1 protein-coding gene is annotated in these 16184 nt (G+C 66.0%); it reads left to right on the top strand.

From position 1 onward, the window contains the following. Positions 1–890 precede the first annotated feature (890 nt). Positions 891–15983: an amino acid adenylation domain-containing protein gene (locus OHZ10_RS33690; RefSeq protein WP_342706348.1), complete on the top strand. Its 15093-nt coding sequence runs from the start codon at positions 891–893 to the stop codon at positions 15981–15983. Positions 15984–16184 lie beyond the last annotated feature (201 nt).

Genomic DNA, 16184 nt, shown 5'->3' with positions numbered 1-16184 from the left:
GGCGAGTCCGCAATAGGCGCCGCCGGGGCCACGGCGGTGTGCACGGCCGTCGACCGTGCACACCGGTTGCGCTGATTCGGTCGCCTGCTCGGGTGTCGACACGGCGGTCGGCGCCATGCGTGTTCGGTTCTGACGCGTTTTCGAATCGGTCAGTCTGGAAATGCAATCGATCTGCCGCACAAGAATCGGGCGGGCGGCGTTCTAACGCGACCACGCCGTCATGTTCCGCGTCACAAAGCCAGGCATGAATGGCAATCGCGTGACGCCGTTTGGCCGCGCGATGTACGCGCTGAACATCGACACGTTCGACCGGCCAGCCGCGACGGGCGTGCACAAAGCGGTCGCAACGTAGGTCGATATCTCGCGATTCGCGGTATTGGAATATCGATTTGCCAAGAGCCTCGTTCGTCAGCCCTGACGTTACGAGGCTTTTTGTTTTTGACGATCGTGAACGATCGGTCTCGACGCTTTGTGTTCCGAGGGCGTCAGCATGGTCGCCTTCATCGTTCAATAATTCGATGAATTGATTATTTTTGTATTGAATCTGGCTGGTAAATAATAAAAATACCCGGATCGAAACGAATTATTAATTTGTTGCGGATTATGTCTGATATGAAAATAACTCGCATTGAGTAAGCTAATTTTCACAATCAGCATGCTACAGTGCGCTTCAAATATTCATGTGGCACGAATACTTAGAGTCGCCAGTTCGCACATCCAATCAAGCAACACCTCCCCGTTTCGCCTGTCTGGCCTTGAAAACAACCCTGCTCGCGGGCTGCCGCTGAACAACCGTCAAGAATAGGTTTGATTTTTCAGGTTATTGAAACGCGCGATGTGTGATCGCTCATCATTCGCGCCCTTCGCCATCAAGTCGCGTGTATTGAACAATGACGAGGATAATTTTGAATACAAAAGACCCTCAGGAATTCGCGGAGCTGACTGCCGCGCAGATGGAAATGTGGTTTTCGCAGAAACTCGAACCCGACAACCCGCTGCTCGACAGCCGTGGCTATGTGGATATCAATGGCGCGCTAGATCGTCCGGCCTTCGAGGCGGCATTAAGCCGTGTTATCCAGGAAGCCCGGAGCCTGCATTTTCGCTTTCTCGAAACACCGGCCGGGCCCTTGCAGTTTGAATGCGAACCGGATGCATTCGGGCTGGATTTTATCGATGTGTCGAATGAAGCAGACCCGTTTTCAGCTTGCTGGAATGTCATGCAGATCGAGTCGAGCACGGCGTTCGACCTGCTCTCCGGCAAGCTGTTCAGCCAGATGCTGTTCAAGCTCTGCGACGAGCGTTATGTCTGGTACCAGCGCTATCACCATATCGTGATGGATGGGGCGAGCATCCCGCTCGTGACACGCCGGGTTGCCCAGATTTACACGGCACTGACGCGACAGCAGCCTGTCCCCGACGCAGATTTCGGCGCGACCGACCTGATGACGGACGGCGACCGCTCGTACCGGTCATCGTCGCGCTACGCGAACGACCGCCAGTATTGGCAAGACTACGTCGACACCCTGCCTGCTCCGGAAACCCTGGCCGGTACGACGCCGCGCGCGAGCGGCTTTTTCAGGCGGGAATCCGCGCCGCTTCCGCTTGCGTTTGTCGAACAGCTCGACCGGATCGAGACGCAGATCGCGAAGTGGCCGCTCGTTCTCACGGCCATCGTGGCGGCGTACCTTTACCGAACGAGCAACGGCCGGACTACCGTGTTCGATTTCCCGGTATCGGCGCGCACGAAGGAGACGCGCACACTGCCCGGGATGTTCGCCAACATCCTGCCGATGCGGCTGCCTCTTGCGCCGCACATGACGCTCGTGGAATTGACGCGGCACGTGAGCACCGAAGTCTTCTCGCACATGAAGCACCAGCAGTTCCGCGTGAAGGAGATCAAGCAGCTGCGCGGTGCGGTCACCGCACCGGTCTTCGGTCCGCGCATCAATATCGTGCCGTACGGCAACCGGTGGGAATTCGGCGAGAGCCGTGCGACCCTGCATGCGCTCGCCAATGGCCTCGTCAACGATTTCGCGGTGACCGTGACAGGAGATCCGCGCGATCCCGGGTGTACGTTGCACGTGGACGCGAATGCCGAGCTTTACGACAACGCAAGTGTGCTGGCGCATCGAACGCGGCTGCTGCATTTTATCGAGTCCGCGCTCGCCAATCCTGAGCGGCCGATCGGGCAAATCGACCTGCTCGATGCCGACGAGCGGCATCTGCTGCTGCACACGTGGAATGCGACGGCGGCCACCTACCCCGAACACCAGTGCATCCACGAACTCGTCGAGGCGCAGGCCCGGCAAACCCCCGAGGCCGTCGCGCTCGTCGCGGACCACGAGCAACTCTCCTATGCGGCCCTCAACGCCCGCGCCAACCGGCTCGCGCATTACCTCGTCGAGCTGGGTGTCGGGCCCGATACACTCGTTGCCGTGTGCGCCGAGCGCAGCGTCGCGATGGTCGTCGCGCTGCTCGCCGTGTTCAAGGCCGGCGGCGCTTACCTGCCGATCGATCCCGCTTACTCCGGTGCGCGGCTTGCCCATATCCTCGACGACGCCACGCCGGCGGTCGTTCTCGTCGATCCGGTCGGACACCAGGCGCTCGCCGATGTGTCTTTGGCCACGCCCTCGCTTGTCGATATCAGTGTCGCGTCGCCGCCGTGGGCGGGGTATTCGTCGGGCAACCTCCCGCCGCTCGCGCGCGGACTGACGTCGCGTCATCTTGCCTATGTCATCTATACCTCCGGCTCCACCGGCACGCCCAAGGGTGTCATGGTCGAGCATCGGCAACTCGCCAATCTCGTGACGTGGCATATCGCACGGTTCGAGCTGCACGCCGGCTCCCGCGTGCCGGCCACCGCCAGTCTGGCCTTCGACGCCAGCGTGTGGGAACTCTGGCCCGCGCTCTGCGCCGGCGCCGCGCTGCTGCTGCCCCCGGCGGGGCTGGCGTCCGATGCCGCAGCGTTGCTCGCGTGGTGGCGCCGGCAGTCGATGGACTGTGCGTTCCTCGTCACGCCGCTGGCGCTGCTCGCGATGCAGTCGGGCCTGCCGCACGGGTTGAAGTCGCTGCTGATCGGCGGCGATCGCGTCACGACCCTGCCCGCAGGGCTGCCGCCGTCGCTGCGCATCGTCAACAACTACGGCCCGACCGAAACCACGGTCGTCGCGACCTCCGGCGAGCTTGAGCCGTCATCCGGCGAGGTAGTTCATTCGATCGGCAAGCCGATTGCCAATACGCGCATCTACCTGCTCGACGAGTCGCAGGCGCCGGTGCCGCTGGGTGCCGTGGGCGAGATGTACATCGGCGGCGCAGGTGTTGCACGTGGCTATCTCAACCGACCGGAGCTGACCGAGCAGCGGTTCCTGGCCGATCCGTTCGCCCGTGCGGCCGGCGAACCCGATGCACGCATGTACCGCACGGGCGATCTGGCGCGGTACATGCCGGACGGCAACATCGTGTTCCTCGGCCGCAACGACGATCAGGTCAAGATCCGGGGCTTCCGTATCGAGCCGGGCGAAATCGAGGCGCAGCTTGCGTCGCACGACGCCGTGCGCGAAGCCATCGTGCTGGCGCGCCCCGATGCGGCGGGCAACACCCGACTGCTGGCATACGTGACGCTCGACGACGAGGCGCCACGTGCAGAACGCGTCCGGCAGCTGCGCGAGCACCTTGCGGCCCGGTTGCCGGACTACATGGTGCCGGCGGCGTTCGTCGTGCTCGATGCGTTGCCGCTGACCTCGAACGGCAAGCTCGACCGTCGCGCGCTGCCGGAGCCGGACGACGATGCGTTCGCCCAGGCGCAGTACGAGGCGCCGCAAGGCGAAACCGAGCGTACCGTTGCCGCGTTGTGGTCCGACCTGCTCGGCGTCGAGCGTGTCGGCCGGCACGACAACTTCTTTGCACTCGGTGGGCATTCGCTTGTCGCCGTCCAGCTGATCGAGCGCTTGCGCCAGATCGGGCTGACGCTTGCGATACGGGACCTGTTCGAGCAACCGGCCCTCGCCGCACTCTCCGCCACTCTCGGTCAGTCGCGCGAAGTGGTCGTGCCGGAAAACCGGCTCGGGCCCGATACGCAGGCCATCACGCCCGATCTCCTGCCGCTCGCCGATCTGTCGCAAGACGACATCGATCGCATCGTCGCGCAGGTGCCGGGCGGCATCGCGAACATTCAGGACATCTATGCCCTTTCACCGTTGCAGGACGGCATCCTGTTTCATCATGTACTCAGCACGCAGGGCGACCCCTATCTGCTGAGCGCGCATCTGGCCTTTACCGATCGCGCCGCGCTCGATCGCTATCTTCAGGCGATGGATTGTCTCGTCGAGCGGCACGACATCCTGCGCACGGCCGTGCTGTGGGAAGGGCTTGGTTCACCGGTACAGGTCGTGCTGCGGCGCGCGCACATCGACGTGACCGAGCTGGCCCTCGACGATTCCAGCGGGTGCGCCGCGGAGCAGTTGCCGGGCCTCATCCATCCGGGGCGTGACAGGATGGATCTGACCCAGGCCCCGCTCCTGCGCTTCGTGATCGCCGAGGCGACGGGAGGACGCTGGCACGCGACGATGCTGCTCCATCACCTCGTCGGAGACCATTCCACGCTTGCGATCCTGAACGAAGAAGTCCAGGCGATGCTCGCCGGACTGATACACCGCCTTCCCGCGCCGCAGCCCTACCGCAACCTCGTCGCCCATGCGCGTCTCGGGATGCCCGCGAGTGCGCACGAGGCGTTCTTCAGCGAGATGCTGAATGACGTCGATGCGCCGACCCTTCCGTTCGGCCTCACGCTCCAGCACGACGACATGGCGCCGCTGTACGACGCGCGTCGAACGATGCCGGGCACGCTCGACGCACGACTGCGTACGCTGTCGAAAACCATCGGCGTGAGCCTCGCCACGTTGTGCCATCTGGCGTGGGCGCTCGTCCTCGCCCGCACGAGCGGGCAACGGCACGTCGTGTTCGGGACGGTGTTGTTCGGGCGCATGGCGGCCGGCGCCGGCTCCGACCGCACGTTGGGCCTGTATATCAATACGCTGCCGCTGCGCATCGACATCGACGCGACCGATGTGCGCACGGCAGTCCGCGATACGCAGAGTCGGCTCGCAGGCCTGCTTGCCCATGAACATGCATCGCTCGCGCTGGCGCAACGATGCAGCGGCATCGGCGCGAACGCGCCGCTTTTCAGCGCGCTGCTGAATTACCGCCACAACGTACACGCCGATGGCCACGCGCAGTGGCCGTCCGATGTCGAACTGCTGGGTGCGCACGAGCGGACCCATTACCCGGTGACGCTGTCCGTCGAGGATGACGGCGATGCGCTCGAACTGGTCGCGCAGGTCGCCGCACCGGCGCTGGCGGAACGGCTATGCGCATACATGCAGTGCGCGCTGGAGCAACTTGCGGACGCGCTCGAGGCGGGTTCCGGTTCGCTTGAGCACCTGCAGATCGTGCCCGACGACGAGCGGGCGCTGCTGATCGACACGCTGAACGCGACGGACGCACCGTATGACCGGCACCAGTATCTGCATGGGCTGTTCGAGGCGCAGGTTCGGCGTACGCCCGATGCCACCGCGCTGATCTCCGGCGGCGAGCGCCTCTCCTATGCCGAACTCAATGCGCGCGCCAACCGGCTCGCGCGTTACCTGATCGAACTCGACGTCACCCCCGATACGCCGGTCGCCGTCTGCCTCGACCGCGGCGCGCCGATGGTCGTCGCGCTGCTCGGCATCCTCAAGGCCGGCGGCGCCTACGTGCCGCTCGATCCCGCCTATCCCGGCGCGCGCCTCGCGCATATCCTCTCCGACGCCGCACCCGCCGTCGTGCTCGTCGATCCGGTCGGACGCCAGGCGCTTGCCGACGCGCTCGGTGAGGCGCATCTGGCGAAGCTCACGCTGGTCGATGTGAGTGTCGCGTCGCCGCCGTGGGACGGCCTGTCTCCGGACGATCTGTCGCCGCACGCGCTCGGGTTGACCCCGCGCCATCTCGCCTACGTCATCTACACGTCGGGCTCGACCGGCTTGCCCAAGGGTGTGCAGAACGAGCACGATGCGTTGATCAACCGCCTGACCTGGATGCAGTCGGCGTATCGTCTGGATGCCCGCGATGTCGTGCTGCAGAAGACGCCGTTCAGCTTCGACGTATCGGTCTGGGAATTCTTCTGGCCGCTGGCCAATGGCGCCACGCTCGTCATGGCCGCGCCCGGCGCGCACCGTGACGCCGATTATCTGACCGACGTCATCGCGCAGTACGGGGTTACCACCCTGCACTTCGTGCCGTCGATGCTCAGCGGCTTCCTCGAGGCGCCCGGCCTCGCACGCTGCACGACGCTCTCGCGCATCGTCTGTAGCGGCGAGGCGTTGCCGGTGGCCACCGCACGGCGCTGCCTGGAGCGGTTGCCCCATGCGCAACTGCACAATCTTTACGGTCCGACCGAAGCCGCCATCGACGTGACCGCCTTTACGTGCCCGGCAGATTTCGATGCGCCCTCCGTGCCGATCGGCAAGCCGATCGCCAATACGCGGATCTACCTGCTCGATGAATCGCAGGCGCCGGTACCGCTGGGCGCGGTCGGCGAGCTTTACATCGGCGGGGTCGGGGTCGCGCGTGGCTACTTGAACCGTCCGGAGCTGACCGAGCAGCGGTTCCTGGCCGATCCGTTCGCCCGTGCGGCAGGCGAGCCCGAAGCACGCATGTACCGCACGGGCGATCTGGCGCGCTACCTGCCGGACGGAAACATCATCTTCCTCGGCCGCAACGACGATCAGGTCAAGATCCGGGGCTTTCGCATCGAGCCCGGCGAAATCGAGGCGCAGCTTGCGTTGCACGACGCGGTACGCGAAGCCATCGTGCTGGCGCGTCCCGATGCGGCGGGCAACACCCGACTGCTGGCATACGTGACGCTGGAAGACGCGGCGCCGCGTGCCGAGCGCGTGCGGCAGTTGCGCGAGCACCTTCTATCCCGGTTGCCGGACTACATGGTGCCGGCGGCGTTCATCGTGCTCGACGCGTTGCCGCTCACGCCGAACGGCAAGCTCGACCGTCGTGCGTTGCCGGAGCCGGACGACGACGCGTTCGTCCAGGCGCAGTACGACGCGCCGCAAGGCGAGATCGAGTGCGCCATCGCCGCGTTGTGGGCCGACCTGCTCGGCGTCGAGCGCATCGGCCGGCACGACAACTTCTTCGCGCTCGGCGGACATTCGCTTGTCGCCATTCGCATGGTCTCGCGCATCGTCAACGAAACCGGCAAGGTACTGCCGCTGCGCAAGGTATTCGAAGTGCCGACCGTCGCGGAACTGGCGCTGGCACTGGCAGATGCCACGTCGCACGAAAGCGGTCACGACATCGTTCGCATCGACCGCAATGCGCCGATGCCGCTGTCCTTCGCGGAAGAGCGGATTCTCGCGATCGAAGCGGGTGCGGCGCGCGGCTCGATGTTCAACTCCTCGCGCCTCTTCGTCCTGTCCGGCCACGTACGCGACGATGTGCTGGACCGCGCGCTGCGCGCGGTCGTCGACCGTCACGAAATCCTGCGCACGCACTATGCGAGCGACGCCGCCACCGGAGCGTTCATGCCTGTCGTCGAGCGCTCCGAAAGCTTCCGTCTGGAACGCCGCGACGTCGCCGGAGAGGATGCGATGTCACTCGCGCAATCGGAGGCTGCGAAGCTGCTCGATTGCTTCAGCGGCCCTGTCTTCGGCGCGACGCTGTTCATCGAGTCGCCGCAGCGTTCGATCCTGATGATCTCGATTCACCACATCGCGATGGATGCCACGTCGTGGACGACGGTCTGGCGCGACTTCCGCCACGCGTATGCGGCGCTGGCCGCCGGCGCGCTGCCGACACTCACGCCGCTCGCGCTGCAATACCGGGACTACGCGGCGTGGTCGAAGCGGCACGTTGACGCCGGGCATCTCTCGCAATTGGAGCAGGTCTGGCGGGAACGCCTCGCCGGTGCGCCCGCGTGCCTGGATCTGCCGTCGGACCGGCCGCGCCCGGTGAGATTGTCGGACAGCGCCGGACGGACCGAACACGTGCTCGCGCCGGATCTCGTGCAGCAGATCCGGCAAGTCGCGGCTGCATACAACGTCACGCCGTTCGTCGTGCTCGAGACGGCGCTCGCCATCACGTGCGCGCAACTCGCACGCAGCCGCGACATCGTGATCGGCACGGTGACCGAAGGCAGAACGCACGCGGCGACCGCGGAGATGGTCGGCCTCTTCGTGAACACGCTGCCGCTTCGCCATCGGCTGGATCGATCCGCTTCCGTCGCCAGCCATTTACTCGCGGCGTCGCAGGAACTCCTGTCCGCTCTCGAAGCGGGCGAGCTGCCTTTCGCCCATGTGGTTGCCGCCGTCAATCCGCCGCGCAGCGCTTCGCACGACCCGATCTTCCAGGTCTTTTGTCAGTTCCAGCAAGGCCCGGGAGCGGAACGCGAGACGCTCTCCGGCCTGACGCTCGAGGCCGTTCCGCGCGCACGCGTCGGGCGCGGCGCCGATCTCGCCGTCGTGTTCCTGGATACCGGCGAGACCGTCAGCGCCGACATCTCGTACAGTGCCGACCTGTTCGACCCGGCGAGCATCGACGCGATCATCGCGCTGTTCCTGGCGTTCGTGACGGAAAGCGTGCAGCGGCCGGATGCGTCGGTAACCGACCTTTGGGACGCCGGCGTCGCTCACGCGCAGGCCGGCGCATCGGGCCCGGACGTCGCGAGGCTGATCGACGCGCCGGCCAGCCCGTCCGGAACCTGGTATCCGCTGTCGCCCGCGCAGCAGGCGGTCTGGCTCCAGGAGCAGGCGTCGCGGCACGGGACATCGTTCTTTTCGATTGCGGCGATGCGCTGCGCGCCGGAGATCGATCGCGAGCGGCTCGTGATCGCCTCGCGCGCGCTCATTGCGCAGAACCAGTCATTCTGGCTCCAACTCTCCGATGCCGGCCTGCAATGCGAAGGGCCGATGCCGACGACGCGCTTCGAGCATTTCGTCGAACCCGCGACCAGGACGGACGCCGAGATGCGACAGGCGGTCATCGACTGGCACGAGACGCTCAACGACAACCTCGATGACAGGACCAATGCGGTCGCGCTGTTCGAATCGCCCGAGAGCGTACTGGTCGCGTTGCGGTCGCATCATCTGCAGACCGACGGCTGGGCTGCGGTGCGATTGTTCGCGCGCATCGGCAAGAACTATGCCGCGCTCGAAAAGGATCCGTCCCATACGTTCGACATGGACCGGATCGTTCTCGATACGCTTGCGCTCGACGAGCGCTATCTCTGTTCGTCGACGTACGAGCGGGACGCCACCTTCTGGCAGTCGGCGAGCAAGAAGATGGACGGTCCTGCATTGGTGACGCTGGTGGCCGACCATGCGCATCCCGTCGAGGCGCGCGGCGGCGTCGCGTCGATGCGCAGCACGTTCTCGCCGGCCTTGCAGGCGCGGCTCTTGCATACCGCGCAGAAGCATGCGCTGTCGCCGTCGGAATGCCTGACTGCGCTGACCGGCATCTATCTGATGCGTATCGCGGGCCAACGGCATACGGTCGTCGGCGCGTCGTTCCTGAACCGGACGCGCGAAGCGCTCGATATCCCCGGGCAATTCGCCAAGGTCATTCCGCTTCCGGTGTCGCTCGAGCAGCCCGACATGCCGGTTTCGGCGGCGTTGGCCGAGATTGGCGAAACGTTCCGGGGCGCGGTGCGTCACGGAAGATTCCCGTTGGGCGACATGGTCAGACGTTACGGGATCGATCCTCGTCATATCGACGTGAGCGTCAATACGTTGTTCCTGCGGCATCCCGTCGAAGTGGCCGGTCAGCCCACGCACGTCCAATGGCTGTCCGGGCCGGAGAACGGTCTGTCGTTCCTGTTTACGCAATTCGGGAAAAACGCGCCGATCGATGTCGAACTCCGGTACAACCGCAACGTGTTCGATCCGGTCGCCGTGTCGCGCCATGCAGCGCGTCTTCTCGACTTCATCGAGCGTGCGTGCGAGAACGACAGCGTCGCGGTGCGGGCAATCGATCTCGTATCGAGCGACGAAAAGGCGCTGCTGATCGACACGTTGAACGCGACGGATGCGCCATATGACCGGCGCCAGTATCTGCATGGGCTGTTCGAGGCGCAGGTTCGGCGTACACCCGATGCCACCGCGCTGATCTCCGGCGGCGAGCGTCTCTCCTATGCCGAACTCAATGCGCGCGCCAACCGGCTCGCGCGTTACCTGATCGAATTCGACGTCACGCCCGATACGCCGGTCGCCGTCTGCCTCGACCGCGGCACGCCGATGGTCATCGCGCTGCTTGGTATCCTCAAGGCCGGCGGTGCCTACGTGCCGCTCGATCCCGCCTATCCCGGCGCGCGCCTCGCGCATATCCTGTCCGACGCCGCACCCGCCGTCGTGCTCGTCGATCCGGTCGGACGCCACGCGCTTTCCGACGCGCTCGGTGAAGCGCATCTGGCGAAGCACACGCTGATCGACGTGAGTGTCGCGTCGCCGCCGTGGGACGGCCTGTCTCCGCACGATCTGTCGCCGCGTGCGCTCGGGTTGACCCCGCGCCATCTCGCTTACGTCATCTATACGTCGGGCTCCACCGGCTTGCCCAAGGGTGTGCAGAACGAGCACGATGCGTTGATCAACCGCCTGACCTGGATGCAGTCGGCGTATCGTCTGGATGCCCGCGATGTCGTGCTGCAGAAGACGCCGTTCAGCTTCGACGTATCGGTCTGGGAATTCTTCTGGCCGCTGGCCAATGGCGCCACGCTCGTCATGGCCGCGCCCGGCGCGCACCGTGACGCCGATTATCTGACCGACGTCATCGCACAGTACGCGGTGACCACCCTGCACTTCGTGCCGTCGATGCTCAGCGGCTTCCTCGAGGCGTCCGGCCTCGCACGCTGCACGACGCTCTCGCGCATCATCTGCAGCGGCGAAGCATTGCCGGTGGCCACCGCGCGGCGCTGCCTGGAGCGGTTGCCCCATGCGCAACTGCACAATCTGTATGGTCCGACCGAAGCCGCCATCGACGTGACGGCCTTTACGTGTCCGGCCAATCTCGACGCGCAGTCCGTACCGATCGGCAAGCCGATCGCCAATACGCGCATCTACCTGCTCGACGAATCGCAGGCGCCGGTGCCGCTGGGTGCCGTGGGCGAGCTTTACATCGGCGGGGTCGGGGTCGCGCGCGGTTACCTGAACCGTCCGGAGCTGACCGAGCAGCGGTTCCTGGCCGATCCGTTCGCCCGTGCGGCCGGCGAGCCCGACGCACGCATGTACCGCACCGGCGATCTGGCGCGTTACCTGCCGGACGGCAACATCGTCTTCCTCGGCCGCAACGACGATCAGGTCAAGATCCGGGGTTTCCGCATCGAGCCGGGTGAAATCGAGGCGCAGCTTGCATTGCACGACGCCGTACGTGAAGCGATCGTGCTGGCGCGCCCCGAAGCGGCGGGCAACACTCGACTACTGGCATACGTGACACTGGACGAAACCGCGCCGCGCGCCGAGCTCATCCGGCAGTTGCGCGAGCACCTTCTCTCCCGGCTGCCGGACTACATGGTGCCTGCGGCGTTCATCGTGCTCGACGTGTTGCCGCTCACGCCGAACGGCAAGCTCGACCGTCGCGCGCTGCCGGAGCCGGACGACAACGCCTTCGTCCAGGCACAGTACGAGGCGCCGCAAGGCGAGACCGAGTGCACCATCGCCGCGTTGTGGGCCGAACTGCTCGGCGTCGAACGCATCGGCCGGCACGACAACTTCTTTGCGCTCGGCGGACATTCGCTGCTTGCCGTGCGGATGCTGAATCGCTTGCGGGCCATGCACGAGGTCAGGCTGTCGCTTTCGACGCTGTTCGATCATCCGACCGTGTGTGCGGTCGCGCAGGTGGTCGGGGCGCGAAGCCGCGACGATGCGCCGCCGATCGCCCGTGTCGATCGCGCTGCCCCGCTTCCGGTGTCGTTCGCGCAGCAGCGAATGATGTTCCTGAGCGGCTTCGAAGGCGCGGGCACGATCTATCACGTCCCGCTCGTGCTGCGGCTCGACGGCGGGCTGGACGCCGCCGCGTGGCATCGCGCGCTGGATGCGCTGTGGGCACGCCACGAGGCATTGCGCACCGTGTTTCCCGAGACGGCTGGCGCGAGCGGCGATACCCGCGCGGCGCTCCTTCCGGCCGGCGACGGCATGCCCTGGCGCGAAGACGATCTGTCGACGGAACCCGGTGCGCCGGAACATTGGCTGCGCCTGTGCGAGGAAGAAGCCACGCGCCCGTTCGAACTCGCACACGGGCCGCTCGTGCGCGCGCGCCTCGTCAGGTTGTCGGAGAACGCGCACGTCTTCATGCTCACGCTGCATCACATCGTCTGCGACGGCTGGTCGCTGTCCGTGCTCGTCAAGGAGCTGTGTGCGCTTTACGGGGCCTTCACGGAAGGACGCCCGAACCCGCTTGCGACGCTGGCATTCCAGTACCCGGACTACGTTGCGTGGCAACGGCAATGGCTTGGCGCGGAACGACTCGAGCGCGAAGCAGGTTACTGGAAAGAAGCGCTGGCAGGCATCCCGACGCTGCTGACGCTGCCGACCGATCGCCCGCGGCCCGCGCATCAGCAGTTCGACGCGGCGCGGCTGCCGTTCGAACTCGACGCGGTGCTCACACGGGATCTGAGACGGCTCGCCGCGCGGCGCGGCGTCACGGTCTTCGCGGTCGTCACCGCGGCCTGGGCCGCGGTGCTGGGGCGCCTCGCCGGCCAGGAGGATGTCGTGATCGGCACCCCGGTCGCGAATCGCTCCGGTCCCGAATTCGAATCCATCGTGGGCCTGTTCGTGAACACGCTTGCACTGCGCATCGACCTGTCGGGCGTACCGTCGGTCGCGCAACTGCTCGAGCGCGTCCAGGGGGCCGTCGTCGCCGCCCAGGATCATCAGGATCTTCCGTTCGAACAGGTCGTGGAAATCGTGAAGCCGCCGCGACGGCTCGGTCATACGTCGATATTCCAGGTGATGATTTCTTGGCAGAACACCGACGTGCGGACATTCGAATTGCCGGATCTGGATGTCACCCCGGTTGCGAGCGCGTTCGACCGGGCGAAGTTCGATCTCGAACTCGACCTGGTTGACGATGGCCGCGCGGTGGCCGGTGCGTTGCGCTACGCGACCGCATTGTTCGACGAGACATCGATCGTGCGTCATGGCGCGTACCTGATCGCGGTGTTGCGCGCGATGACCCGGGACGACGCGCAGCCGGTCGGGCAGATCGACCTGCTCGATGCCGACGAGCGGCATCTGCTGCTGCACACGTGGAATGCGACCGAGGCCGCCTACCCCGAACACCAGTGCATCCACGAACTCGTCGAGGCGCAGGCCCGGCAAACCCCCGAGGCCGTCGCGCTCGTCGCGGACCACGAGCAACTCTCCTATGCCGCCCTCAACGCCCGCGCCAACCGGCTCGCGCATTACCTCGTCGAGCGCGGTGTCGGGCCCGATACGCCCGTTGCCGTGTGCGCCGAGCGCAGCGTCGCGATGGTCGTCGCGCTGCTCGCCGTGTTCAAGGCCGGCGGCGCTTACCTGCCGATCGATCCCGCTTACTCCGGGACCCGGCTTGCCCATATCTTCGATGACGCCAAGCCGGCGGTCGTTCTCGTCGATCCTGTGGGACGCCAGGCGCTCGCCGACGTGCATCTGGCCACGCCCACGCTTGTCGATATCAGTGTCGCGTCGCCGCCGTGGGCCGCGCACTCGCCGGACAACCTCCCGCCGCTCGCGCGCGGACTGACGTCGCGCAATCTCGCCTATGTGATCTATACGTCCGGTTCCACCGGTATGCCCAAGGGGGTCATGGTCGAGCATCGGCAACTCGCCAATCTCGTGACGTGGCATATCGCGCGATTCGAACTGCACGCCGGCTCTCGCGTGCCGGCCACCGCCAGTCTGGCCTTCGACGCCAGCGTGTGGGAACTCTGGCCCGCGCTCTGCGCCGGCGCCGCGCTGCTGCTGCCCCCGGCGGGGCTGGCGTCCGATGCCTCAGCGTTGCTCGCGTGGTGGCGCCGGCAGTCGATGGACTGTGCGTTCCTCGTCACGCCGCTGGCGCTGCTCGCGATGCAGTCGGGCCTGCCGCACGGGTTGAAGTCGCTGCTGATCGGCGGCGATCGCATCACGACCCTGCCCGCCGGGTTGCCGCCGTCGCTGCGCATCGTCAACAACTACGGCCCGACCGAAACCACGGTCGTCGCCACCTCCGGCGAGCTTGAGCCGTCATCCGGCGAGGTAGTTCATTCGATCGGCAAGCCGATCGCCAATACACGTATCTACCTGCTCGACGAGTCGCAGGCGCCGGTGCCGCTGGGTGCCGTGGGCGAGATGTACATCGGCGGCAAAGGTGTTGCACGCGGCTATCTCAACCGACCGGAGTTGACCGAGCAGCGGTTCCTGGCCGATCCGTTCGCCCGTGCGGCCGGCGAACCCGATGCACGCATGTACCGCACCGGCGATCTGGCGCGGTACATGCCGGACGGCAACATCGTGTTCCTCGGCCGCAACGACGATCAGGTCAAGATCCGGGGCTTCCGTATCGAGCCGGGCGAAATCGAGGCGCAGCTTGCGTCGCACGACGCCGTGCGCGAAGCCATCGTGCTGGCGCGCCCCGATGCGGCGGGCAACACCCGACTGCTGGCATACGTGACGCTCGACGACGAGGCGCCACGTGCAGAACGCGTCCGGCAGCTGCGCGAGCACCTTGCGGCCCGGTTGCCGGACTACATGGTGCCGGCGGCGTTCGTCGTACTCGATGCGTTGCCGTTGACCTCGAACGGCAAGCTCGACCGCCGTGCGCTGCCGGAGCCGGACGACGATGCGTTCGTCCAGGCGCAGTACGAGGCGCCGCAGGGCGAGACCGAGCGTACCGTCGCCGCGTTGTGGTCCGACCTGCTCGGCATCGAGCGCGTCGGCCGGCACGACAACTTCTTTGCGCTCGGTGGGCATTCGCTTGTCGCCGCCCGCCTGCTGGTGAAAATCCGCGAGACGTTCGGGCACGAGGTCTCGATTCGCACGCTGTTCGAAGCGCCCACCGTTGCACAGTTGGCGCCCCGGATACATGAAACGGGGGCGTCCGACGCGCTTGCTGTCCTGCTGCCGCTCCAGCCGCAGGGGGCGCGTCCGCCACTCTTCTGTATTCACCCGGCCGGCGGCTTCAGCTGGCCGTATGCGAGCCTGACGCATCATCTGCGGGATCGGCCGCTCTACGGTCTGCAGGCGCGCGCGCTCACCGAAGCCGGCACCGACGCGCAGTCGATCGAGGAGATGGCGCAGGACTACGTCCGGCAGATTCGCAGCGTACAGCCCACCGGCCCTTATCATCTGCTCGGCTGGTCGCTGGGGTGCCATATCGCGCACGCCATCGCCACCCAGCTGCAATGCGCCGGTGAAAAAGTGGCATTGCTTGCGATGCTCGACGGTTATCCGGAAGTGGGAAGCGAGGCTTACCCCGCACCGACGGAGACGGAAGTCATCGACGTGCTGATACGCGCATTCGTGGACACGCCGCAGTCGGCCAGCGCCCGCTCGCTGACGATCGACACGCTCAAGACGCGCCTTGCCGAACACAATCCGATGTTCAGGACGTTCAACGCGCGGACATTCGAATCGATCGTCCGGCAATTCCAGGTGGCGCCTGCGCAGGCCGGCATGTTTGCGCCTGACGTATTCGATGGCGACGTGGTCTTCTTCAGGGCGACGCTCGAGCGGCCGGAGGCCTATCAGCCACGCGATGTCCGGGCGTGGCAGCCGTATGTGCGCGGGAAAATCGACGTGCACGACGTCGCATGCCTGCACGAAACGATGATGAGCACGTCAGCGCTGGCCGCGATCGGGCCGATCGTTGCTGCTGCGCTCGACGCGGGCGCAACACACGGAAAGGCGTCGTCGGCGTCACCGGTCTCCGTCACGGGTGCGTGGCCGCGTCACGGGGAATACGCCGGGGGCATGAGCGATGGTTCGCTTTCCTGACCGGGGTGCCGGTTTCGCGGCGGTCGACGACGAGCATGCACCGGCCCCAGGCGGGTTGGTCCGTCGCCGACCGAAGGCCGGCCGGCCCGCCTGCTTCGCCGGTCGGCCGCACGAACGAATCGCGCTTTCTGCGCGTTGCGCACCGCGAGTCGGCCGACGGCTGTCACGGTCTTCGCCGCAAAGGCCTGTCATTCAGGAGCA

Source organism: Burkholderia arboris (assembly GCF_038723655.1).
Taxonomy (GTDB): Bacteria; Pseudomonadota; Gammaproteobacteria; order Burkholderiales; family Burkholderiaceae; genus Burkholderia; species Burkholderia arboris.
Note: the sequence above shows the minus strand (reverse complement) of the source record. Positions and strands in the feature narration are given on the sequence as shown.